The 21,992-nt window shown below is 66.1% G+C and carries 26 protein-coding genes; 21 read left to right on the top strand and 5 right to left on the bottom strand.

The genetic code is table 11. From position 1 onward, the window contains the following. The first annotated feature begins 58 nt into the window (after positions 1-58). The 7 genes from BQ7388_RS01340 to BQ7388_RS01370 all read left to right on the top strand — a co-directional run bounded on the left by BQ7388_RS01340 (position 59) and on the right by BQ7388_RS01370 (position 6,269). Complete coding sequence (locus BQ7388_RS01340) at positions 59-1,117, top strand: ribonucleotide-diphosphate reductase subunit beta (protein WP_062531142.1); 1,059 nt, start codon at positions 59-61, stop codon at positions 1,115-1,117. A 3-nt stretch (positions 1,118-1,120) separates the two neighbouring features. Continuing rightward, positions 1,121-1,891: a nucleoside/nucleotide kinase family protein gene (locus BQ7388_RS01345; protein WP_072499589.1), complete on the top strand. Its 771-nt coding sequence runs from the start codon at positions 1,121-1,123 to the stop codon at positions 1,889-1,891. A gap of 423 nt (positions 1,892-2,314) precedes the next feature. After that, complete coding sequence (locus BQ7388_RS01350; RefSeq protein ID WP_009279213.1) at positions 2,315-2,758, top strand: MarR family winged helix-turn-helix transcriptional regulator; 444 nt, start codon at positions 2,315-2,317, stop codon at positions 2,756-2,758. Then, a complete protein-coding gene (locus BQ7388_RS01355) occupies positions 2,755-3,630 on the top strand; it encodes a dioxygenase family protein (protein ID WP_083558159.1) in 876 nt (291 codons plus the stop codon). The genes BQ7388_RS01350 and BQ7388_RS01355 overlap by 4 nt, the downstream gene beginning before the upstream one ends. Positions 3,631-3,791: 161 nt before the next feature. After that, positions 3,792-4,739 (top strand): magnesium transporter CorA family protein, encoded by a 948-nt coding sequence (locus tag BQ7388_RS01360; RefSeq protein WP_072499590.1) that lies wholly within the window; start codon positions 3,792-3,794, stop codon positions 4,737-4,739. A 210-nt stretch (positions 4,740-4,949) separates the two neighbouring features. Further along, positions 4,950-5,465, top strand: coding sequence for a pyridoxamine 5'-phosphate oxidase family protein (locus BQ7388_RS01365; protein ID WP_234946754.1), 516 nt, complete (start codon positions 4,950-4,952; stop codon positions 5,463-5,465). A gap of 147 nt (positions 5,466-5,612) precedes the next feature. Next, positions 5,613-6,269 (top strand): cupin domain-containing protein, encoded by a 657-nt coding sequence (locus BQ7388_RS01370; protein ID WP_072499592.1) that lies wholly within the window; start codon positions 5,613-5,615, stop codon positions 6,267-6,269. 225 nt (positions 6,270-6,494) lie between these two features. Here the strand turns inward: BQ7388_RS01370 and BQ7388_RS12805 are convergent, their stop codons facing one another. Beyond that, positions 6,495-6,845, bottom strand: a complete 351-nt coding sequence (locus BQ7388_RS12805) for a sulfurtransferase TusA family protein (RefSeq protein WP_072499593.1) — start codon at positions 6,843-6,845, stop codon at positions 6,495-6,497. A 73-nt stretch (positions 6,846-6,918) separates the two neighbouring features. Then, entirely contained in the window at positions 6,919-7,890 is a 972-nt protein-coding gene (gene yedE / locus BQ7388_RS01380) for a YedE family putative selenium transporter (protein ID WP_072499594.1), read from the bottom strand. A gap of 76 nt (positions 7,891-7,966) precedes the next feature. On the opposite strand from yedE, the gene BQ7388_RS01385 reads away from it, so the two are divergent. The 3 genes from BQ7388_RS01385 to BQ7388_RS01395 all read left to right on the top strand — a co-directional run bounded on the left by BQ7388_RS01385 (position 7,967) and on the right by BQ7388_RS01395 (position 10,680). Continuing rightward, on the top strand, positions 7,967-9,076 hold the full coding sequence (locus tag BQ7388_RS01385) for an aminotransferase class V-fold PLP-dependent enzyme (RefSeq protein WP_268794025.1): 1,110 nt from the start codon (positions 7,967-7,969) through the stop codon (positions 9,074-9,076). 85 nt (positions 9,077-9,161) lie between these two features. Then, positions 9,162-9,731: a C-GCAxxG-C-C family protein gene (locus tag BQ7388_RS01390; RefSeq protein WP_072499596.1), complete on the top strand. Its 570-nt coding sequence runs from the start codon at positions 9,162-9,164 to the stop codon at positions 9,729-9,731. Then, a complete protein-coding gene (locus tag BQ7388_RS01395) occupies positions 9,724-10,680 on the top strand; it encodes a TDT family transporter (protein ID WP_072499597.1) in 957 nt (318 codons plus the stop codon). Before BQ7388_RS01390 ends, BQ7388_RS01395 begins: the two co-directional genes overlap by 8 nt. 65 nt (positions 10,681-10,745) lie before the next feature. Here the strand turns inward: BQ7388_RS01395 and BQ7388_RS01400 are convergent, their stop codons facing one another. Then, a complete protein-coding gene (locus BQ7388_RS01400; protein WP_072499598.1) occupies positions 10,746-10,988 on the bottom strand; it encodes a putative Se/S carrier protein in 243 nt (80 codons plus the stop codon). Positions 10,989-11,128: 140 nt separating this feature from the next. Here BQ7388_RS01400 and selD point away from each other — a divergent pair, with 140 nt between their 5' ends. The 8 genes from selD (at position 11,129) to BQ7388_RS01440 (ending at position 18,586) form a co-directional block, all read left to right on the top strand. After that, positions 11,129-12,178, top strand: a complete 1,050-nt coding sequence (gene selD / locus BQ7388_RS01405) for a selenide, water dikinase SelD (protein WP_083558164.1) — start codon at positions 11,129-11,131, stop codon at positions 12,176-12,178. 71 nt (positions 12,179-12,249) lie between these two features. Then, positions 12,250-12,876 carry a sulfurtransferase-like selenium metabolism protein YedF gene (gene yedF, locus BQ7388_RS01410; RefSeq protein ID WP_083558166.1) on the top strand — a complete coding sequence of 209 codons (627 nt, stop codon included), beginning with the start codon at positions 12,250-12,252 and terminating at the stop codon, positions 12,874-12,876. 76 nt (positions 12,877-12,952) lie between these two features. Beyond that, a complete protein-coding gene (locus tag BQ7388_RS01415) occupies positions 12,953-14,089 on the top strand; it encodes an aminotransferase class V-fold PLP-dependent enzyme (RefSeq protein ID WP_072499600.1) in 1,137 nt (378 codons plus the stop codon). A 195-nt stretch (positions 14,090-14,284) separates the two neighbouring features. Beyond that, the gene (locus BQ7388_RS01420) at positions 14,285-14,665 is read left to right on the top strand and encodes a GntR family transcriptional regulator (RefSeq protein ID WP_072499601.1); all 381 of its coding nucleotides are present in this window, start codon (positions 14,285-14,287) and stop codon (positions 14,663-14,665) included. Further along, on the top strand, positions 14,665-15,639 hold the full coding sequence (locus BQ7388_RS01425) for an ABC transporter ATP-binding protein (RefSeq protein ID WP_083558168.1): 975 nt from the start codon (positions 14,665-14,667) through the stop codon (positions 15,637-15,639). Before BQ7388_RS01420 ends, BQ7388_RS01425 begins: the two co-directional genes overlap by 1 nt. Next, positions 15,639-16,343, top strand: a complete 705-nt coding sequence (locus BQ7388_RS01430) for an ABC-2 transporter permease (RefSeq protein WP_072499602.1) — start codon at positions 15,639-15,641, stop codon at positions 16,341-16,343. Before BQ7388_RS01425 ends, BQ7388_RS01430 begins: the two co-directional genes overlap by 1 nt. 204 nt (positions 16,344-16,547) lie before the next feature. After that, positions 16,548-17,891, top strand: a complete 1,344-nt coding sequence (brnQ, locus tag BQ7388_RS01435; RefSeq protein WP_083558170.1) for a branched-chain amino acid transport system II carrier protein — start codon at positions 16,548-16,550, stop codon at positions 17,889-17,891. Positions 17,892-18,181: 290 nt separating this feature from the next. Then, a complete protein-coding gene (locus BQ7388_RS01440) occupies positions 18,182-18,586 on the top strand; it encodes a hypothetical protein (RefSeq protein WP_072499603.1) in 405 nt (134 codons plus the stop codon). On the opposite strand, the gene BQ7388_RS01445 is transcribed toward BQ7388_RS01440, so the two are convergent. Then, complete coding sequence (locus tag BQ7388_RS01445; protein ID WP_072499604.1) at positions 18,558-19,610, bottom strand: HNH endonuclease; 1,053 nt, start codon at positions 19,608-19,610, stop codon at positions 18,558-18,560. The two genes, BQ7388_RS01440 and BQ7388_RS01445, sit on opposite strands and share 29 nt — an antisense overlap. A 177-nt stretch (positions 19,611-19,787) precedes the next feature. On the opposite strand from BQ7388_RS01445, the gene BQ7388_RS01450 reads away from it, so the two are divergent. Next, positions 19,788-20,144, top strand: coding sequence for a DUF488 domain-containing protein (locus BQ7388_RS01450; RefSeq protein ID WP_072499605.1), 357 nt, complete (start codon positions 19,788-19,790; stop codon positions 20,142-20,144). A gap of 92 nt (positions 20,145-20,236) precedes the next feature. On the opposite strand, the gene trhA is transcribed toward BQ7388_RS01450, so the two are convergent. Continuing rightward, a complete protein-coding gene (trhA, locus tag BQ7388_RS01455; protein ID WP_200781412.1) occupies positions 20,237-20,905 on the bottom strand; it encodes a PAQR family membrane homeostasis protein TrhA in 669 nt (222 codons plus the stop codon). A gap of 133 nt (positions 20,906-21,038) precedes the next feature. On the opposite strand from trhA, the gene BQ7388_RS01460 reads away from it, so the two are divergent. Beyond that, complete coding sequence (locus tag BQ7388_RS01460; protein ID WP_072499606.1) at positions 21,039-21,233, top strand: hypothetical protein; 195 nt, start codon at positions 21,039-21,041, stop codon at positions 21,231-21,233. Between the two features lie 2 nt (positions 21,234-21,235). Further along, on the top strand, positions 21,236-21,961 hold the full coding sequence (locus BQ7388_RS12205) for a 4'-phosphopantetheinyl transferase family protein (RefSeq protein WP_072499607.1): 726 nt from the start codon (positions 21,236-21,238) through the stop codon (positions 21,959-21,961). Positions 21,962-21,992 lie beyond the last annotated feature (31 nt).

Genomic DNA, 21,992 nt, shown 5'->3' on the forward strand with positions numbered 1-21,992 from the left:
TGCCGTGCCGCTTCGCTACGCCAGCATCGCTTCGTCACGCCAAACAGAAAGGCAGGCCATGGCCATAGAGAAGTCCAGCGCCCTCGTGCGCAAGGCGCTCTTCAATCCCCAGGGGGACATCGAGGTCCGCGACCGCCGCATGATCGGCGGCAACACCACCAACCTCAACGACTTCAACAACATGCGCTACGGCTGGGTGAGCGACTGGTACCGCCAGGCCATGAACAACTTCTGGGTCCCGGAGGAGATCAACCTGGCCCAGGACGTGAAGGACTACCCGCGCCTCAGCGAGGCAGAGCGCAGCGCCTACGACAAGATACTGAGCTTCCTGGTGTTCCTGGACTCCCTCCAGAGCGCCAACCTCCCCAACGTGAGCGCGTACGTCACGGCAAACGAGGTCAACCTCTGCCTGGGCATCCAGACCTTCCAGGAGTGCGTGCACTCCCAGAGCTACTCCTACATGCTCGACACGATCTGCTCGCCCGAGAAGCGCAACCAGATCCTCTACCAGTGGCGCGACGACGAGCACCTTCTGAGGCGCAACACCTTCATCGGCGACAACTACAACGAGTTCGTCGAGCACCAGGACGCGCGTGCCTTCCTGCACGTGGTCATGGCCAACTACATCCTCGAGGGCGTGTACTTCTACTCGGGCTTCATGTTCTTCTACAACCTGGCTCGCAACGGCAAGATGCCCGGCAGCGCCCAGGAGATCCGCTACATCAACCGCGACGAGAACACCCATCTCTGGCTCTTCCGCAACATCATCGGCGAGCTCCAGAAGGAGGAGCCGCAGCTCTTCGACGAGCGGATTGTCGCGGAGCTGCGCGCCATGCTCGAGGAGGGCGTGCGCCAGGAGGTCGCCTGGGGCCGCTACGTCATCGGCGACCAGATTCCCGGCCTCACGGGCGACATGGTGGAAGGCTACGTGCGCTACCTGGGCAACCTCCGCTGGAACGCCCTGGGCTACGGCTACCTCTTCGAGGATGCGCGCCACGAGCCGGAGGACATGGCCTGGGTCAGGCAGTACTCCAACGCCAACATGGTGAAGACGGACTTCTTCGAGGCCCGCTCCACGGCCTACGCCAAGTCCACGGCCCTGGTCGACGACCTGTAGGGGATGTCGTTGCTCTCGCCAGAGTCACAAAGGGGAAAGGGCGGTCCTCGAGTCGAGCTGCCCCTCCTCATAAACGACCAGGAGGTCCTCGCGAGTTATGCGCGCGAGGACGTGGAGGGTCTCTTTCTCCCCCTGCTGCGCGAGCTGACGAGACTTCGTGAGGAGGCCCGTGGTCGCGGCGGGCGCGTCGTCGCCTTCCTCGTGGCGCCCCCGGGCGCGGGGAAGTCCACGCTCGCGAGCTTCCTCCAGGAGCTTTCTTCCGGGCGAGAGGGACTGGCTCCCCTGCATGCCCTGGGGATGGACGGGTTCCACCGCCCCAACGCCTGGCTGGACGCGCGCCATGTGGGTGACGACCCCGCCGCCCCGTCCCTGAGGAGCGTAAAGGGCGCGCCACAGACCTTCGACGTGGGGGCGCTGGAGGCGACGCTGTGTCGCCTCAGGGCGGGGGAGCGCCTGCGCTGGCCTAGCTACAGCCGAGCGACCCACGACGTCTGTGCGGAGGGGCCCTGGGTCGAGAGCGAGGTCGTGCTCGTGGAGGGCAACTACCTGCTCCTGGACGAGCCGGGCTGGCGTGGGCTCCGCGCGCTCTGCGACGTCTCCGTCATGCTGCGGGAGGACTCTGAGGTCCTGCACCGCCGGCTCGTGGCACGCAAGGTAGCGGGCGGGTCGACGTCCGAGGAGGCGGAGGCGCACTACCAGAGGAGCGACAGCAGGAACGTCGAGCTCGTGCTGGGCCACAGCCTCCCCGCCGACCACACCTGGCATCTGGGCTGACCACTCGCTCGACCCCGGCGCCGCTCTTCTCGACGCGCTCCCCAGCTCCACTCCATCCCTCAGCTCCATGCCGCTCACCGTCATCCCGTCCAACCCCGCCCCCCAGCTCCTGCTTCCGCACCCAGCTCCTGCTCCCAGTTCCGTTCTCTATGCCTTTCTCTGAAATTGCCCTAACAAAAGGCCAGTTGACGCCTCGACGAAGTCAGAGAGTTGCATAGAGAACGGGGGAGAGGCGCGTCAGAGTCAGGAAGTTGCATAGAGAACGGGGAGAAGGGCGGCAATTCTCCCTTGAAACAACTAGTTAGGTATAAATTGCCGCGTTCGGGGGAGAAGGACACCAGTCGACAAGAGAAGAACACCGGTCGACAAGAGAAGGACACCAGCCAACGGAATCCGGCCAGTCCGAAGGGAGCGTGACCATCCATGCCAAGCGCCGACGACTACCTCTTCGCTGCCCTGAGCAGGGCCCGCAACCGCATCTTTCGCGAGAGCGCGGCGGAGGTCCGTCCCTCCGGCCTCACACTCACCCAGTTCGAGGTGCTCGAGGCGCTGGACGCGCACGGTCCCCTCTCCATGGGCGGGATCCAGGCGGCCATCTTCGGCACCCAGGGCAACGTGCCCCTCGTGGCACGCAACCTCGAGCGCGACGGACTGGTGAGCCTGGGCCGTTCCGACACGGACGCACGCGTGCACATGGTGAGCCTCACCGAGGCGGGCCGCACCCTCGTGCGCGCGACCTACCCACGGGTGATGGGGGCCATCGGCAGGCGGTTCTCTGCATTGGACGAAGGCGAGAAGCGCCAGCTCTGGCTGCTTCTGAGCAAGGTGGCCCGTGACGACGGTCGCGGGCAGAGGGAGGAATCATGACAGCACGAAACGAGGCCACGCCCAACGGTGCGGCGGAGGCCACGCCCAACGCGGCCACGACCGAGCCCGCTGCGTACACCGGACGCAGAAGGATGCCCGCCATCTTCGTGGGCCACGGCGACCCCATGATCGCCCTGCGTCACGACGAGCTCACGGAGGGCATGTCACAGCTGGGCCGGAGGGTGGTCGAGGAGTTTGGCACGCCCAGGGCCATCCTCATGGCGTCCGCGCACTGGTACACGCATGGAAGCTGGGTCCAAAGCGTCGAGAGGCCCCGCCAGATCTATGACATGTACGGCTTCCCTGACGAGCTCTATGCCCTCAAGTACGAGCCCTCGGGCCATCGCGCGCTCACCGACGCCGTCCTTGCCACCAAGGGCATCGAGGTCGCGGTGAGCGACAGCTGGGGTATCGACCACGGGACCTGGGCGCCCCTCGTCCACATGTTCCCGGGGGCAAAGATCCCCGTCGTCCAGATCTCCGTCAACGGCGACGAGGACGCCCGCTACGCCTACCGGCTGGGCCAAGGGCTTGCCCACCTCCGCGACGAGGGTTACCTCGTCATGGGCTCCGGCAACGTGGTCCACAACCTCTACGAGGCCGACTGGCACAACCCCGGCGGCACGCCCCAGGCCCAGCGTTTCGAGGCCCGCGTCACCGCGGCCGTCGAGGGGCGCGACGACGACGCGGTCCTCTCGTACGCAAGCCTCCCCGACGCGGACTACGCCGTTCCCACGCCGGACCACTTCCTCCCGCTGCCCTTCGTGATGGGTGCCGCGGAGGGCGAGAGGCCCCTAGTGTTCAACCACAAGATCAACCTGGGGTCCATGGCCATGACGGGCTACGCCTTCGGCATGGGTGGGCAGGGGTAGCCCTCGGACGGACACGACTGGCCTTGGGCGAACGAGAATGGCCGACTGCTCGCTCGCAGCCGACCGCCGCGCCCCCTGTCGGAGCATCTCCGGTCGGGGGCGCGTCCTGTGCTAGGCTCGACTGGATGCAGGGGCCAGGCCGTGAGTCCGGGGGAGGAAGCGTGATCGAGGCATATCGCACCGAGAATCGCGTGACCTCCCGCGTGGAAGACATGGGGGACGGCGCGTGGGTCCGCCTCTGCGCGCCCACGCTCGACGAGGTCGACCTCGTCGCTAGGACCTTCGGCCTCGAGCGCGACGACGTCCTCGCTGCCACCGACCCCGAGGAGAAGGCGCGCGTCGAGTACGAGTACGAGGACGACTCCCTGCTCATCCTCGTCGACGTCCCCTCGGCGGGGGAGACCCACGGCGAGCGCGCCCGCAACACCGTGCCCCTCTGCATCATCCTCACCAAGTCCAACGTGATCACCATCTGCTCCGAGCGCTTCGCGCTCCTGGACGACTTCTCGTCCGGCAAGGTGAGGGGCTTCTCCACCTGGAGGCACAGTCGCTTCGTCTGCACCATCCTCCTGCGCCTGGGCGTCTTCTACCAGCAGGTCCTGGCAGACATCGACCGTCGTCGCCTCGCGCTCGAGGGCCGCATGGACCGCTCCATCAGCGAGGCCGACCTCTTCTCCCTCCATGGGCTCGAGTCCTCGCTGGTGTACCTCTTCACCTCCCTGCAGGGAAACGCCAACGCCCTGGGAAGGCTCAGGCGCTGCCCGCGGCTCCTGCGCCACGAGGGCCTGGACGAACTCCTCGAGGACGCCATCGTGGAGCACCAGCAGGCCCTCGAGATGGCCCAGATCTACCGCAACGTGATCGACGGCACGCGCGACCTCATGTCGTCCGTCATGGACCTGCGCCTCAACGACGTGATGCGACGCCTCACGGTGATAACGGTCGTCCTCTCCATCCCCACCATCGTCTCGGGCTTCTATGGCATGAACGTGAGCGACGAGTGGATGCCGCTCGCCAACGTGACGCATGGCTTCACCATAATCTGCGTCGTCACAGCCCTTGTCTGCGTGCTCATCATGTGGCTGCTCAAGAAGAGGCGCGTCTTCTAGGCGCGTTGCAGGTCCGTCACGACCTGGACCGTCACGCCGAAGGTCCCTCTCCATGGGTTTCGCCGGCTCCGCCGCCCTCGACGCGACCGATTCTCTCTCTCATGCTTACCCAAAGGTGCCTACTTCCCGCCACGACGCGCAGGCAGGAGAATCGTACCCAGGGGAGGACCTTGGAACGGGGGAGAGATACAGGCCACGGAGCTGCTTCAGATGCTGAGGGACATGCGGGACGTCTGCTTCGCGACGGTGGACGAGAGGGGACTTCCACAGGTTCGCGTCATAGACGTGATGCTCGTGGAGGACGGCAGGCTCTACTTCTGCACCGCGCGCGGCAAGGACTTCCATGCTCAGCTGCTGCGCCTCCCGCAGGTGGCGATAGCCGGCCTCAACGGACAGTGGCAGTTCGTACGCCTCAGTGGCGAGGCGAAGCGCCTTCCCGATGCCCTCCAGAGGCAGACGATAGACCGCATCTTCGAGCAGAACCCCTCCATGGAGGGCGTGTATCCGGGCGAGAGTTGCTACGTCCTCGAGGCATTCTTCCTCGACTCCGGCGAGCTGGAGCTCTTCGACTTGGGTCACGAGCCCGTCTTCAGGCAGAGCTTGGCCCTGGGCGGTGGCGCCGTGTGTGAGAGGGGCTTTCGAATCACGGACGCCTGCATGGGCTGTGGCAGCTGCCAAAGGTCGTGTCCCCAGAAGTGCATCGAGGCGGGGGAGCTGCCGGCGTGACTGCCGCGATAGGGCTTGGCCCGCGCCCCGCGCGCCCGGGCTGAGTGCGAAAAATATGCCCCTGTCAACGTATCATTTGGCGCGAAACGGGCAGACTCCCAGCGTGCGGAAAGACCAGGGAGCCAAGTCATATGGGAGCTGAGGCACATGGACATAGAGGCAGGTAGGACCTTCTCGCTTGCGAAGGAGCTCGTGGCCCCTCCGGGATGCACGGTCTCCTCCAAGCTCGCACGGCCCGACGGTGCGCCCTTGGGCTTCGCCCTCGCGGCGGGCACGGACATCAGCGCGGAAAGCTATACGACGCCCAAGCTGGTGCTCGTGCAGGGCGGCTCGCTCGAGCTCTATGTCAGTGGGGGAGAGGCGACCACCCTCGGGGCCGGCGAGCTCGCCGTCACGCCCGTCGACGTGCCCGTGGGCGTGCGGACGGGGGTCGGGTGCGGGTACGTAGAGGTGAACGTAGGAAGGGAAGCGCAGATGAACGAGGTGCTCAAGGCGGGGGAGGTCCTCAGGCTGGCCAACCTCCTGCCCTACCAGGACGGGTCGATCGTGAACATGGACCTCGCGCACAACACGGGGATGAAGCTCGCCCTCATGAGCTTCGACGCGGGTCAGGGGCTCAGCGAGCATTCCGCTCCGGGAGAGGCCATCGTCTTTGCCTTGGACGGCGAGGCGACCATCGGCTACGAGGGAGAGGAGCACCTCATCCACGCCGGAGAGAACTTCAAGTTCGACGCGGGCGGACGCCACTACGTGCGCGCGGACAAGCGCTTCAAGATGGCTCTGCTCCTGACGCTGGGAGAGTAGGGGAGGTTCCGGCATCGTACGTGCGCGGCCCGGTCGAGCGAGCTTGCTCTCGCCTGACCGGGCCGAATTGCATAGGTGGACCTTTGCCATGGACGAATCTTGCGTTCGTGGACGCATGTGGGGCATTCCTATGACGATTCTGTCCACGACTGCAAGATCGGGTGCGTCGAAATGCCTGGTTAGGCTAGATGGGCCGCTAGGGGCCCGGACGTGCTGTCGCGCCGCCTAGCCCTCGTGCCTCCAGAGGACTTCGAAGCCGTCGTCCTTCGCCTGTGCTACGAGCTCGAGCTCGTCCTCGCGCGCACCCGCAGGCAGCAGCGCGCCTTCGGTGCCGGGGACATAGCTCGCGCAGGTGCCGCAGCTGCTGCTGAGCGAGCGCGGCACGGGCATGAGCTCCACCTCCCAGCCCGCCTTCTGGCAGAGGCCGCGGAAGCGCATGGCTGCGAAGCGCGAGACGTTCTCACGCGGGGCGGGGCTGTCGACCAGCACCTCGAGCTCCGCCTCGTCGCGCAGGGCGTTGCGGGTGAGTACGACGGGCTCGGGGCAGGAAAGCCCGCGTGCGTCAATGGTCTTCATGGTTCTCCTATCTTAGGCTGTGACCCGGTCGGAGCTGTGTCGCGACCGGGCGCGCTGGCACGTGCTGCGTGGGTTACTCGCTGCGCGAGAGGCTGTTGGCATAGGCGATCGCCAGGACCACGACGATGCCCAGGACCGTGGCGACCATGCCGTTGAAGGTGGGGCCGGAGCCGCTGGAGGCGAGGCCGAAGTTGTGGCAGAAGGCGGCGCCGGCGACGAGGCCCAGGATGGTGATGGTGCTGTCGGAGTTGCCCTCGCCCGAGAGGACCGTCTGGCGCAGGGGGCAGCCGCCCAGGAGCGCGCAGGAGAGGCCCAGCAGGAAGGTGCCCAGGGCGTTCCACAGCGCGTCGGTGTGGGCGATGGGCTGCTCGGCGAAGCCCAGCTTGAAGAAGGTGCCGGGGGTCGCGGCGGTGAGGACGAGGTTGGTCGCGAGCGCCGCCGCGAAGATGGCCACGAAGCCCAGGATGAGCTTGTTGTCGCGGAAGAGGATCAGGTCGCGGATGCCGCCCACCATGCAGAGGCGGGTGCGCTGGGCGATGGCGCCGACGACCAGGCCGGCGACGAGGCTGATGCCCAGGGCGGCGTGCAGTGCGCCGGGGCCCTTGCCCGCCTCGGTGAAGTGGATGAACTCGGGGGCGGCGATGGCCAGCACCAGGAGCACGACGGCGATGACGGGCATGACGGAGCCCTCGACGACGCCCATCTTGTGGGAGCGGGCCAGGCTGTAGCCGCGGTTGAGGAAGACGACGCCGCAGGCGATGCCCAGGACGAAGCGGGTGACGGGGGCGCTTCCACCCTTGGGGGCGAACTCCTTGTTCGCGACGGCCATGACCGTGCTGCCCAGGATCAGGCCGATGATCTCGGGGCGGATGTACTGGACCGCTGCGGCGGAGTCAAGCCCCAGCGCACCTGCGGTGTCGCGCATGAAGCAGGCGATGCAGAAGCCCATGTTGCCGGGGTTGCCGAAGTACACGAGGAGCGACGCGATGACGCCGATCACCGCGCCTCCCACAACGATCGCCGTCTTCTCACTCTTTGCGTCCACGTTCGTCTCCTTTCCGCCGTCTTCTCACGAGCGTTGTCTTTGTAGACGAATAACGATTTTTTACCGTATGCTGACAATGTTTGAGTTTGCTGAACCTTTCCCGCCAGCGTCACGCGTACAGGGCACCAACGTGGGACGCGGAGCCTACCAGGGTGCCTATGGCACCGAGCAGGTCGTCTTCGAGACGCGCGAGCGACTCTGCAGGCTCTTCGGCGGCTCGTACTGCGCCAACGTGGTCTTCTCGAAGAACGTGACCGAGTCCCTCAACGTCCTGCTCAAGGGCTACCTGCGACCCGGGGACCACGTGATCGTCTCCTCCATGGAGCACAACGCCGTCATGCGTCCCCTGCGCCAGCTAGAGCGCCAGGGCGTGAGCTTCACCCGCGCCCGCTGCGACGGGGAGGGCGCGCTCGACCTGGACGCGCTCGAGTCCTGCATCACCCCCGCCACCCGCGCCCTGGTCATGACGCACGCGAGCAACGTCTGCGGCACCGTCATGCCCGCACGCGAGCTGGGCGCCTTCTGCCGGGAGCACGGCATCCGCTTCTTCCTCGACAGCGCGCAGACCGCGGGCGTGCTCCCCATAGACGTGGGCGAGCTGCACGCGGACGCCGTGGCCTTCACCGGCCACAAGGGCCTCATGGGTCCCCAGGGCATAGGCGGGCTCGTGCTGGCCGAGGGGCTGGGCCTGGAGCTCGAGCCCCTCGTCTCTGGCGGCACGGGGAGCGTCAGCCACAGCGAGGAGCTTCCGGACTTCCTGCCCGACCGCCTGGAGGCGGGCACCCAGAACCTGCCGGGCATCTTTGGCCTGCATGCCGCCCTGGGCTGGATCGCAAAGACGGGCATCGACGCCATCCATCGGCACGAGATGGCGCTCGCGGAACGCTTCATGGAGGGACTGGCCCCCCTGGAGGAGAGGGGCGTCGCAAGGCTGGTCGGAAGGCGTGGCAGCGAGGGACGCACCGCCGTCGTGTCCATCCAGACGCCTGGCGACGACGAGGCGACCGTCGCAAAAAAGTTGGATTCCGACTATGGAATCATGGTCCGCGTGGGGTTACACTGCGCCCCGTCCGCGCACAAGACATTGGGGACCTACCCCAGCGGCACCATTCGCTTCTCGTTCGGCTACTTCAACACGGCCGAAGAGGTGGATGCCGCGCTAGAGGCGCTTCGAGACATCTTGTAGCTGACATGCGAACCCGGTGAATCCCAGCCCCTCGGGCCTAGGTGACGCATAGCCATACAGAGCGTTCAAGGAGAGGAGCTTCATCATGGCTACGAACGTCAGGATCAACGTGCAGGAGGTGAGCCCCCACGAGGTCCAGCGCCTGGCGGAGGGCTACTACAAGGGCGGCTACTTCTGCGACGAGGCAGTCATGTGCGCCATTCGCGACTGCTTCAAGCTCGACGTGTCCGAGCAGGTCATCACCATGGTCTCGGGCATGTCGGTGGGCGTGGGCAAGTCCGGCTGCATGTGCGGCGCGGCCAACGGGGGCGTTGCCGCCCTCGGCCTGCTCTACGGGCGCACCGAGCAGAACGGCCCGCAGGACCCCAAGGTCGTCAGGTGCATGAGCCTCACCCACGAGCTCCACGACTGGTTCCGCGACAACAACGGCAAGCATGCCCTCTGCTGCCGCGTGCTCACCCGCGAGTTCGACATGGGCCAGGGCGCCCACAAGGAGCAGTGCATCTACTTCACCGGTCTCTGCGCCTGGAAGGTCGCCAGCATCGTCTGCCGCGAGGAGGGCGTGACCAACCTCGACGGCGAGGGCAGCGAGCCCCTCGAGCGCCTCAAGATCGAGGACGTCGTCGCGGTCAAGAGGGAGGCCTTCGTTGCTTAGAAGAGTCCCCCTGCCGCTCGCCGGCGTGATGCTGGGCCTCGTCGGCCTGGGAAACCTGCTCCAGAGCTATGGCGAGCCCATCCGCATGGTCTGCGGGATCCTCGCCACCGTGATGGGAATCGTCCTGGTGGCGAAGGTCGCGCTGTACCCCGAGGACTTCAGGCGCGACATGGCCAACCCCATGCTCGCCAGCATCGCGGGCACCTTCCCCATGGCGCTCCTGCTGCTCGCGGGCTACGCCAAGCCGGTGCTTGAGCCCCTGGGCTACCTCCTCTGGTACCTGGGCCTCGCCCTGCACCTGGCGCTCATCGTGTGGTTCACCGCCCGCTACGTGCTGCACTTCCAGCTGAAGCAGGTCTTCCCCAGCTGGTACATCGTCTATGTGGGCATCGTCGCGACATCGATCACCGCCCCCGCCATGGGCAGGGCCGACGTGGGGACGGTCGCCTTCTGGTTCGGCGTCGTCACCTTCGTGCTCGTCTCCGTCGCGGTGGCACTGCGCTACCTCCGCGTGGGTGAGCCGCCGGTCCCCGCTCGTCCGGTGCTGTGCATCTGCACGGCTCCCGCGAGCCTCTGCGTCGTGGGCTACGTGCAGTCCGTGACTCCCAAGAGCGTGGGCTTCCTCGTCCTCATGGAGGTCGTCGCCAGCGTAATCTTCCTGGGCGTGCTCACCCAGTTGCCCCGCCTGCTCGCGGCGAGGAAGTTCGCCCCCAGCTTCGCGGCATACACCTTCCCCCTCGTCATCACGGCGACGGCCCTGAAGCAGACCATGGCCTGCCTGGCCAAGCTCGGCTCGCCCGCGCCCTGGCTGCAGCTGCCCGTCCTGGTCGAGACCGTCATCGCCACGCTGATCCTCGTCTACGCACTTGTGCGCTACCTCATGTTCGTCTTCGCGGCGGACGAGGCAGGGGACGGCGAGGGACAGAAGGAGGCCCCGGCGAAGGCCTAGGTGCGATGCCGCGCTGCCGCCGCAGGTGGTCGCCCGGGACGGCCCGTGGCGGATGGCCCTCTCGCCTAGACCCTGATGCGGTGCAGGGAGCTGGGGCTGAGTCCCAGCTCCCGCATCTCGCCCATGACCCGGGCCTCGTCGGCGGGGTCCGCCTTCCAGACCATGCCGCAGCCGGCGGATATCTGGGGCGGCATGGGGATGAGCCTGCCCGGTACGCCGTCGCGCCTGCAGGCGGCCTCCATCGCCATCGCGTCGGTCGTGCGGTCGAACGCTACTATGAGGGTATCCTTGGGAGCGGAGAGGGGCATGTCGTTCCTTCCTGTGCCGGCCTGGGGTGAGGTTCCGTGGACGGGTGCCCCAGGGGCGCCGTGGTCCAGGACATTCTACGCGCGGGAGCCTTTGGCGGCGGACATGCCGCCCCGCGCACGAGCAGGGGGAGGAGGCAGCCATGACGGCAAAGAAGGTCCAGCTCACCAAGATGACCAAGGCGGCTGGTTGAGCGGCCAAGATGGCACCTGGTGCCCTCGCTCAGGTTCTGAGCGACCTACCCAACACGTTCAGCCCGCGGCTGCTCATCGGCTATGACGGCTCGGACGACGCCTGCGTGTACAAGGTGAGCGACGACACGGCGCTCATCAGCACCGTGGACTTCTTCCCGCCCATGGTCGACGACCCCTACCTCTTCGGCCAGATCGCCGCAGCGAATGCTCTCTCGGACGTCTATGCCATGGGAGGCACGCCCACCCTGGCCATGAACCTGCTCTGCTTCCCCAACTGCCTCGACGTGAGCGTCGCGGAAGAGATCCTGAGGGGCGGGGCGAGCAAGGCCATGGAGGCGGGCTGCACCATAGCGGGCGGCCACACCATCACGGACGACGAGCCCAAGTACGGCATGTGCGTCATGGGCTTCGCGCGTCCCGACGAGGTACTGGCCAACGGCGGCGCGCGCCTGGGCGATGCCCTCGTGCTCACCAAGCGCGTGGGCTCGGGGCTCCTCAACACGGCCGTCAAGGGCGAGCTGCTCGAGCAGTCCGAGCTCGGCGAGCTGTACCAGGAGATGAGCACCCTCAACAAGTATGCGGCCGAGGTCGCGCGCGACTTCGACGTGCACGGCTGCACCGACGTGACGGGCTTCGGCCTGGCGGGCCACCTCTGCGAGATGGCCGAGGGCGCGGGCGTCACGGCGCGCCTGAGCTACTCGGCAGTCCCGCTCTTCGACAGCGCGGCCGACATGGCTCGCATGGGAATAGTCCCCGGCGGGGCCTACCGCAACGAGGACTACTTCAAGGACCGCGTGAAGGTGGACGAGGGGCTTGCCGAGGAGGTTCCCGAGGTCGTCTTCGACCCGCAGTCCTCCGGCGGCCTGATGTTCGCCTTGCCGCCCGAGCAGGCTGACGAGCTGGTGGCGCGCATCCGCGCGACCGGCGTCTCGGCGGCACGCGTGGGAGAGTTCGTGACCCGCGGTGAGGGGGAGCCCTTCGTCAGGGTCGTCAAGTAGGCAAGCGGGCTAGTAGGCAAGTTGTCTTTCGCAAGACGCTGGGACTCTGGTCCCAAGAAGGGAAGCATCACATGAGCCAGGAAATCATCGACGTCAACGCCATCGGCGACGCCTGCCCCATCCCCGTGGTCAAGACCATGAAGGCCGTGGCCGCAGCGGCCGAGTGCGCGACCGTCGTCACCTCTGTGGACAACCCCACGGCCGTCAAGAACCTCCAGAAGTTCGCGGGCGAGAAGGGCCTCGCGTCCTCGGTCGAGGACAAGGGAGACGGCAGCTGGCAGGTGAGCATCCAGGTTGGCGCGGGAGCCGCCGAGGCCGCCAAGGAGGCCGACCCCGCGGACTACGCCTGCTGCGCGCCCGGCAACGGCGTGGTCGTGGCCATCACGGCCGACCACATGGGCGAGGGCTCCGACGAATTGGGCCGCACCCTCATGAAGGGCTTCATCTACGCCCTCACCCAGCAGGAGGTCCTCCCCAAGTGCGTCCTGTTCTACAACGGCGGCGTCAAGCTCACCACCGAGGGCTCCGACTCCATCGAGGACATCAAGGCCCTCGTGGATGCCGGCGTCGAGGTCCTGAGCTGCGGCACCTGCCTCAACTTCTATGGCATCGCCGAGAAGCTCCAGGTGGGCGACGTCACCAACATGTACGTCATCGCCCAGCGCCAGATGGAGGCCTCGCACGTGGTCAGGCCCTAGCCAGGCATGCAACGAGCAGTCGTCGCCCCGCTCGCGGTCCATCCGGGGGCGGGGCGACCCGTATGAGGAGGAAGCCGTGATCTACCTGGACAACGCCGCCACCACCATGCGCAAGCCCCAGGTCGTGGTGGATGCCGTGGTCGAGGCCCTTCAGGGCATGGGCAACGCATCTCGCGGCACGAGCGAGGCCTCGCTCGTTGCCACGAGGGCGGACTACGTGGCGCGCGAGCGCCTGGCCAGGCTCTTCGGCTGTCCCCGCGCGGACCACGTCGCCTTCTGCTCAAACTCCACCGAGGCCCTCAACGTCACGCTCATGGGCCTGGTGCGCCCGGGCGACCACGTGGTGAGCACCGACCTCGAGCACAACTCGGTCCTGAGGCCGCTCTATCGCCTGCGCGACGAGCGCGGCGTGCGCCTGGATTTCGCCGGGGCGGACGGGGAGGGGAGGCTCGACTACGACGCGCTCGAGCGTCTGGTGGTCGACGGAACTCGCCTCGTCGCCGTGACGCACGGCTCCAACGTCACGGGCAACATGGTGGACGTCAGGCGCGTGGCCGACGTGGCCCACGCCCACGGCGCCCTGGTGGTCCTCGACGCCTCCCAGACCGCGGGCGCGCACGACGTCGACATGGGCAGGCTCGGCGCCGACGTGGTCTGCTTCACCGGGCACAAGGGGCTCATGGGTCCCCAGGGCACGGGCGGCCTCTGCCTTGCGGAGGGCGTCGACGTCGCCCCGCTCAAGGTGGGCGGGACGGGCGTCAAGTCCTTCCTCGAGTCGCAGCCCGACGAGTACCCCACCCGCCTGGAGGCCGGCACCCTCAACAACCACGGCATCGCGGGCCTCTCCGCCGCCCTGGGATGGCTGGAGGAGCTTGGCGTGGAGGTCGTCCGCACGCGCGAGGGCCTGCTGATGCGCCGCTTCTGGGAGGGCGTCCGCTCCGTGGACGGCGTCCGCGTCTACGGGGACTTCGGCCAAGCGGAGCGCTGTGCCATCGTCGCCCTCAACGTCCGCGACCACAGCTCCTCCGCCGTCTCGGACGAGCTCTCGCAGCGCTGGGGCATCGCCACCAGGCCGGGGGCGCACTGTGCCCCGCGCATGCACCGCGCCCTGGGCACCGTCGAGCAGGGCGTGGTCCGCTTCAGCTTCTCGTACTTCAACACGGAGGACGAGGTGGACGTGGCCATCGCCGCCGTGAGGGAGCTTGCTGCGTAGGTTCTGGCGCCCCTCTCACTTGGTCGTTCAGAACTCGCCCCAGGTGACAGAAAGTCGTCATCTGGGGCGAGTTGTGTACGGGTTGCACCCCGCATGGGTCCGCTGGCGAGAGGACCTTCTCCAAAATCGCCCTTGACTTTCTCTGCTCATACTGTATATGTTGTATATATACAGTATGAGCAGAGAGGAGACGGGATGGAGGTCGTGCTCTCCAACTCCTCGGGGACACCCATCTACGAGCAGATAGCCACGCAGGTCAGGTCCCAGATCGTCCAGGGCTCGCTCGAGCCGGGAGAGGCTCTGCCCTCCATACGCAACCTGGCAACCAGCCTCAGGATCAGTGCCATCACGACCAAGCGCGCCTACGCGGAGCTGGAGGCCCAGGGCCTTGTGGAGACCGTGCCCGGCAAGGGGTGCTTCGTCGCGGGCGTGGATCCCGAGCTGCTGCGCGAGGAGCGCCTGAGGTCCGTCGAGGAGGCGCTTGCCCTCGCCGCCGCACGGGCGCGCGAGGCGGGAATCGGGTCGGACGAGCTGCACGAGATGCTCGACCTCGTGCTGGAGGAGGGTGGTCGCTGATGTCTGGACACATGGGACGCAAGCTGGCGCTGGGCACCCTGGACCTGAGCGGGGAGCCCTCGGACCTCAGGGTGAGGGGGCTCTGCAAGTCCTACGAGGGCTTCGAGCTGAGGGACATCGACCTCGACCTGCCCCGCGGGTCGGTGATGGGCCTGGTGGGGCAGAACGGTGCGGGCAAGACCACCATCATGCGCGCGATCACGGGGGGCCTCGCCCCCGATGCAGGCGAGGTGGAGCTCTTCGGGCATCCCGTTTCGCAGATGGGTCCCGGCGAGCTTCGCGAGGCGAAGGGGGCGCTCGGCTATGTGAGCTCGACCTGCCCCTATCCGGGCGAGCTCAGCGTGGCACAGGTGGCGACCATGCACGCCCTCGCCTACGAGCGCTTCGACTGGAGGCTCTTCCAGGAGCTGTCCGAGCGCATGGGGCTCCTGCCGCACGATGAGCGCCCGCACCGCTCGCACGCGGCCCGCAAGCGCGTGCGCGAGCTCTCGCGCGGCATGGGCATGAAGCTGCAGCTGGCCTGCGCCCTCGCCACGGGGGCGCGCGTCCTGGTCCTGGACGAGCCAACGGCGGGGCTCGACCCCATCGTGCGCGAGGAGGTCCTGGGCATCCTGCGAGAGTGGATGGAGCCGGGAGACCGCTCCGCGCTGATCTCGAGCCACATCACGAGTGACCTCGAGCACGTCGCCGACTACCTCCTCATGGTGGACGACGGAAGGGTCGTGTTCCAGTGCGAGAGGGACCTCGTGGACGACGTGATGGGAATCGCCCGGCTGAGGGAGGCGGAGCTGGAGCGCGTGCGCGCGGATGGTCTCCTCCGGGGCGGCGGCGCCCGCGTACTGAGGCGCGACCTGTCCTATGACCTGCTGGTTCCCGACCGCGCGGAGTTCCTGCGCTCCTACCCGCAGCTCGCCTGCGACGCGGCGGACATCGACGAGCTCATGCTGCTCGTCGTCAGGGGGGAGGAGTTCTGATGGTGTCTCTGCTGTACGTGGATTTCTGCCTCATGGCGCGGAGGCTTCGCCAGATGCTGTGGGTGACGGCGCTGGTCGTCTTCGTCCCGTTCCTGATTAACTACGTCTCGGGCAGGGAGACGACCGTCTCAATCGACCAGATAGTCGCCTTCCCTATCATCGTGCTCTGCATCGCGATGTACTTTGCCCTCGGCTGGGCCTTCGGCGCCGACGAGGCGAGCGGCTGGGAGCAGGGCAGGCTGGCGCTCCCCGTCACGAGGCGGGACGTCGTGCGCTCGCGCTACCTCTTCCTGCCCCTCTTCGGCCTGGTCGTGCTACTCTTCGTCGCCCTTCTGGCACTGCTCTGCGCCAGGCTGCTCCCCCTGCTCATGCCACGGGTCTCGGGGGAGCTCGGCCTTGAGAGCCTCTTCGGCTTCCTGCTGCTTGCATACCTGGTGCTGCACCTGCTCTTCAGCCTGCAGCTGCCCTTCCTCTTCGCCTGGGGGACTGCCAGGGCGAGGGCGATTGTCGTCCTGCCCTGCCTGGTTCCCTCACTCCTGGCCTTGCTTCCGAATGAGACGCTGCAGGGCATGGGAGCGGGGCTGACGGGGGTCGTCGGCGCGCTCGGATGGTGGCTCTCCCCCATCGGCGTCCTTGCCTGCGTCGTGGTCTACCTGCTCTCCATGCAGATTTCCTGCAGGCTCTACCAGGGGAGGGAGCTGTAGGGGAGGGGGATGTCGTGCGGGCAGGTTGATGCCTGCATCAAGGTGCGGAAAAATTGGTGTGTGCTACGGGGTGGACCTACCGGATTTCCGGTTGGTTCGCCCCGTAGTGCGCGAATGTCATCGAGAGAGTCTCGGAATGGATGCAAGAAACACGCTATTCTTATACACCGTGTACCTTCTGAGTGGCCAATCGAAAGGACCGTCATGGCGAAGAGAGACCAGCTGGCATCTGACAGGGGCCTGAGCGCGCTAGGGGCTCGCGACGGCCTGGTCGTGGGCGTCACGCTCTTCTCGATGTTCTTCGGTGCCGGCAACCTGATCCTGGCGCCGCTCCTGGGCGTGCGCGCGGGCGCACAGACTCCCGAGGCCCTCCTGGGCTTTATCGTCTCGGCCGTGGGGCTGCCCGTCCTCACCATCGCAGCAATCGCGCTCTCTGGCACGGTCGGCAAGCTCGCCGACCGCATCCATCCGATCTTCTCGAAGGTCTTCGCGGCGGCGACCTACCTGGCCATCGGTCCCTTCCTTGCCATTCCGCGCACGGCCACGACCTCGTTCGAGATGGTCCGGCCCCTGCTTCCCGAGGGAACCCCCGCATCTGCGGCCCTCGTGGCCTTCTCGCTCGCGTTCTTCGCCGCGGCCTACCTCCTTGCCATGCACCCCAACCGCCTGACCGAGCTCATGGGCAAGGTCTCTGGCCCCACGCTCATCGTCCTCGTGGTGCTTCTCGTCGCCTCGACCCTCGTGTCTCCTCCGGGCACTCCCGCTGCCACGGCCAGCGCCCCCTACGACGGCGTTGCGGGAGTGGCGGGCTTCGTCTATGGCTACCAGACCATGGACGTGCTGGCCGCCCTGGCCTTCGGCTACGTCATCGCCATGAACGTGAGAGAGCTCGGCGTGCGGAGTCCCGAGGGAATAGCGCGACAGGTTGTGCGCTCCGGTGTCATCGCGGGGGTCTGCATGGCGGCGATCTACTGCGGCTTCGGATACCTGGGAGCATCCATGGGGTCCGTGGTACCCGACGCGACCAATGGAGCCGAGGTCATTGCCGCGGCGGCGGCGATGGAGTTCGGGGGTGCCGGGAGCGTTCTTGTGGCGGCGATCTTCCTCCTCGCCTGCCTTAACGTGTGCATCGGGCTCATCTGCTCCATCAGCGAGTACTTCTCGACGGAATACGAGCTCATGCCCTACAGACGCTGGGCCCTGGCCATCGCCGCCCTCTCGTGCCTGCTTGCGAACGTGGGACTCACGACCATACTTGAGTACTCGGTGCCTCTGCTGTCCGCCCTGTATCCCATCGCCATCGTGCTCGTGGTCATGGGGCTGGTCCAGAGGGGGGAAGGCCACGGCGAGGTGGTTGCTTGGAAGCTCTGCATCACGTTCTGTGGCGTGGACAGCGTGATCGTGGCCCTTCGCGATGGCTTCGCGAAGGGCGTGGTGCTGCCGTTTGACCTTCTGCCCCTGGCGGGTCTGGGTATGGGTTGGATCCTTCCGGCAGCCATCGGGTTCATAGCAGGTTGGCTGGCGGAGCGCCTGGCGCATCGCGCATGACCCTCCGAGGTCCGTCCGTTGGATGGGGATGGGATATGCGTTTGTGTCGACTTCGCATGCCCCAAGGGTGCTCGACCTACCCGGGAAGTGCGTTTGTGCAAGGAAAAAAACAGCTCCGGCGGCATCAAGGGCGTCCTCTTCCTTGCACAAACGCACTTCCCGTCCATTTTGAGGTCGACTCGACATCTCAAACCTACACAAACAGACTTTACGTTTCGCCACTCGTCGGATTGGGGATCTGACGATCTCACCCCGTCGTGAAAGACTTGTTACGACGAAGGGAGAGTACGTTGAGGAGTTATAGGAGTCGGAAGCCATTCCTTCTGTATCCGTCACCTGAAGCTAGGAAAAGGGAGTGGGAATGGGCGGAAGAACATAGTTTTTCCATTGGAGCCTACCGGGATGTCATTGACAAGAATCCGGAGGCTCCGTTTCAGGACCTTGACGATGCCGCCTTGGTCGCCTACATCAACACTTCATTCAAGGGACGCAAGCTCGAACTGTCTGCCTGGTTCCAAAATTCCGTTTGGACAGGTCGAGTCGACTACTCTGGGGTGCGGTTTGCCTTTGAGGTAGGTGCCGACCTCTTCCTCCCAAGCCTTGTGGTAAGCCTGTTAGAAAGCGTCCTGGAACAGGAAGACGTCGACTGGTGGCTGAGCGAATGCTCTAGGCTGCATGACTCCATGTCGCAATGAACTGTTCGTAGTGCCTGTTAAGGAGTTCGTCCGAGGGGCGTAGCTCCTGGTCTTTGGGGGTCATGATTGCTCTGCCCGCATACTGTTCGTAGACAGAGCCCCTGATTGCATCCGCCAAGCGAAGGACGTGGGTCTCGGGCTCTATCGCGATGAGGTTGGCGTCGTACAGAAGGTGGATGTCTGCGCGCAGGAGTATTCCGTTCTGAACAACCTGAGAGCGACGTCCTCTATAGGGATCAATATGGGCGGCCTGCAGGGCGTCGACCACGTCCGTGCTGGACACCGCACAGGTTCCGGAGTAGGCGGCAATGAGGCTCTGCCTGAACTTCGACTGTCGCTCTCGTTGCAGGGCCCTCACGAAACGTCGCGCCTCCGGATCCTTCTCCTCGCCGAAATCCGCCACGCAAAGCTGCCTGGCCCTTTTTGATTGCGCATTGGTCAGTTCATCCATTTGGAACCCAAGGAAGGAGCCCTGGAGCTCCGTCCGTGCATTCACGGGGCCATGGAGCGTGAAGGTTCCCGTCTCTGCGTTGTATAGTTCGACAAAGGCCAGGCCCAGCACTTTGTATCCGCCCCGTGTCTTGTCCCTGACCATGACGCCTACGGGTATCCCATCCTCTAGGTTTCTCATGAGGAATTCGTTTGACTTGTCGGTATCCCTCTTGCCTTCGGCGGTTGCATGCTCCTGGTAGTCCAGGGTCCACGTTCCGTCCTCAGGCCTGAAGATCACGTCCTTGTCTGCGTAATACCGCTGCCCCTCCGAGTGGACCGAGAGGGCGTACGCGGGGTTGCCAGCACCCTTCGAAGGAAGCTGTCTGTAATTCGGGTGATGGATGCCCCTTTGGGATGCCATCTTTACCTCGACGCCCCTTGGCGCATCGTCACCGATCGGCAGGCGTGGGATTGTGCTTCCCTCATGCTCTTGAAACCATGCGTAGGCTGCGGCGAATTCGGGAGGCGTCATGCCCAGTGCCCTCTTAAGGGAAAGGAAGTTGATCGTGCAGTCGATGACGATGTCTGACACGGATCCGTCTCCTCTGCGTACCTAGGGATTGCCTCTTTTATGGTACCGGCTCTTCCATTGTGTAATACAGAGCGCAGTCGGCGACTGGCTTTACATCCGGTCCATTTTCTACCGCAGTGCATACTCTGCGTCGGCTCGGGCACAACAAGCTCGTGGACAAAGTCAGGAGGCAGCAACATGGCACAGGTCAGCATCAAGCGCGTGTACGAGGACGCGAGCGAGTCGGACGGATTCAGGGTCCTGGTCGACAGGCTCTGGCCGCGCGGCATGAGCAAGGAGCGCCTGCATCCCGACCTCTGGGCCAAGGGTCTCGCACCCTCAAACGAGGCACGCAAGGAGTTCGCCCACAAGGCGGAGAACTTCCAGAGCTTCCGCACTCGCTATCTCATGGAGCTCGACCAGAGCGACGAGGCGGCGGCCTTGGCCGCGGAGCTCCTCTCGCACGAGGTCGTCACGCTGCTCTATGCGGCAAAAGACCCCGAGGTGAACCATGCCGTGATCCTGCGCGACTGGCTGGAGTCTCGCGAGAAGTAGACAGTCTTGACGTTTGCTCGTGCCTCGCCCCACGTCATGCACAAGCAAAGCGAACGTCCGAGGTTCAGGCCGCTCCGCCGCTGCCCGCGCGCCTACAGCACGAAGAGCATGACGGAGAGCGCCATGCACGCGGCTCCCGCAAGCACGAAGAGGTGCCAGACGAAGTGCAGGAAGGGCACCCCCTTCGCCACGTAGAACCCCGTTCCCAGCGTGTAGCAGACGCCTCCCGCGACCAGCAGGGCGAAGGCCGGCGTGGGCAGCAGCGCCATCAGCTGCGGCAGCCTGAACACCACGAGCCAGCCCATGGCCAGGTACACCAGGGCAGACATCCACTTTGGCTGCCTCTCCTTGAGGAAGCACTCCGCCACGATGCCCAGGATCGCCACGCCCCACACCACCGAGAAGAGCACCAGCCCTCCCTCGTCGCGGAGTGTCACCAGCGCGTATGGCGCGTAGCTGCCGGCGATGAGCACGTAGATGGCCGCATGGTCCATGATGCGGAAGACGCGCTTGGCCTTCTCGGGCGCGAGCGCGTGATAGAGGGTGGAGAAGAGGAACTCCAGGAAGAGCGAGATCCCGAAGACTATCGCCGCGGCGAGCCGGAACCCGCCCCCATGGCTCACCGCCACCACGATCATGATGACCAGTGCGGCGATGGAGAGCAGCGCGGCCACTCCGTGAGAGATCGAGTTGGCGACCTCCTCGCCCAGACTGTACTGACGCGCCACGCCTCGCGCGTCCTGCCTTGTGTTCTTTGCCATGTTCCGACCTCCCATGCCTCGATCGATCTCTGGGTCCCTGCCACTAGGATGCGCCCACCCGGAGGAGTTTGTCCTCTATTACACCCAGTTGATACAATCTGTTGGTCAGAAAGACGCAAGAAGGGCCCTCGTCTTGTCCACTCCAACGCTCGCTGCAGGCTTCGCCATCCTCGTCGCCTCCGCCCTGCTCGCGATGGTCGCGCCCGAGCTCCCCTGGAACGACCTCCCGGGGCGGATGGAGCCGCGCTACCTCCTCCTCGAGCTCGCGCGCGCCCTCCGAGACCTGGCCCAGATCCAGTACCGCCACCTTGTGGAGAAGGTGCAGTAGCCATGCGCCAGGGGAGAGAGGCGCTCGCATCCGACGCCCAGGTGACCTGCCACCTGCTTGACCTCGGGTCGCTCTGCGAGCTGGGGGACCCGCGCGAGCTCGCCGACGCGCTCGAGGGACGCGTCATGCCGCGCTACCTGGACAGAGCGTGCCATGCGCGGCATCCCGGCATGAGGGCCGAGTCCCTGGGAACGGGCCTCATCCTTGCCGGGTGCATGGGGCTCGTTCGGGACGGGGACCTGCTCGACGGTCCCTACGGGAAGCCCGAGCCCACCTCGGGCGACTGGCACCTGGGCATATCCCACACCCACCAGCTCGTGGCCGTGTGCTCCTCTCCCTCGGTGGTGGGGCTCGACGTCGCGTCTGCCTCCGAGGACGTGGACCGCCTCAAGGTCATGACCTTGAGGCGCGGAGGCCAGGCCCTCGCGCCCAGCCTGGAGGACCAGCCCTCGAGGCTCACGCCAGAGGGGTTCGCCCGCCTGTGGACGCGCCTCGAGGCGACGCTCAAGGCGGAGGGGACGGGCTTCTACGCGGACCTGCGCGAGCACCAGGACTGGTTCGGCCACTGGCGCTTCCGCTGGGGGCTGGAGCTGGGGCACGTGGTCTGTGCCGCTACGGCGGAGGGACTCCCGCTCGAGCTCAGGGTCCACGAGCCGGAGGCGCTCCTCGGCTCCGTGCGCACGTGCGCCTGCCCGCCCGTTTACCCGCCCGAAACCCCCATGCCCTAAGCTCCTGCATCGGTACGAGACGCTTGCCCCC

It is taken from the genome of Olsenella phocaeensis (genome assembly GCF_900120385.1).
Taxonomy (GTDB): Bacteria; Actinomycetota; Coriobacteriia; order Coriobacteriales; family Atopobiaceae; genus Olsenella_I; species Olsenella_I phocaeensis.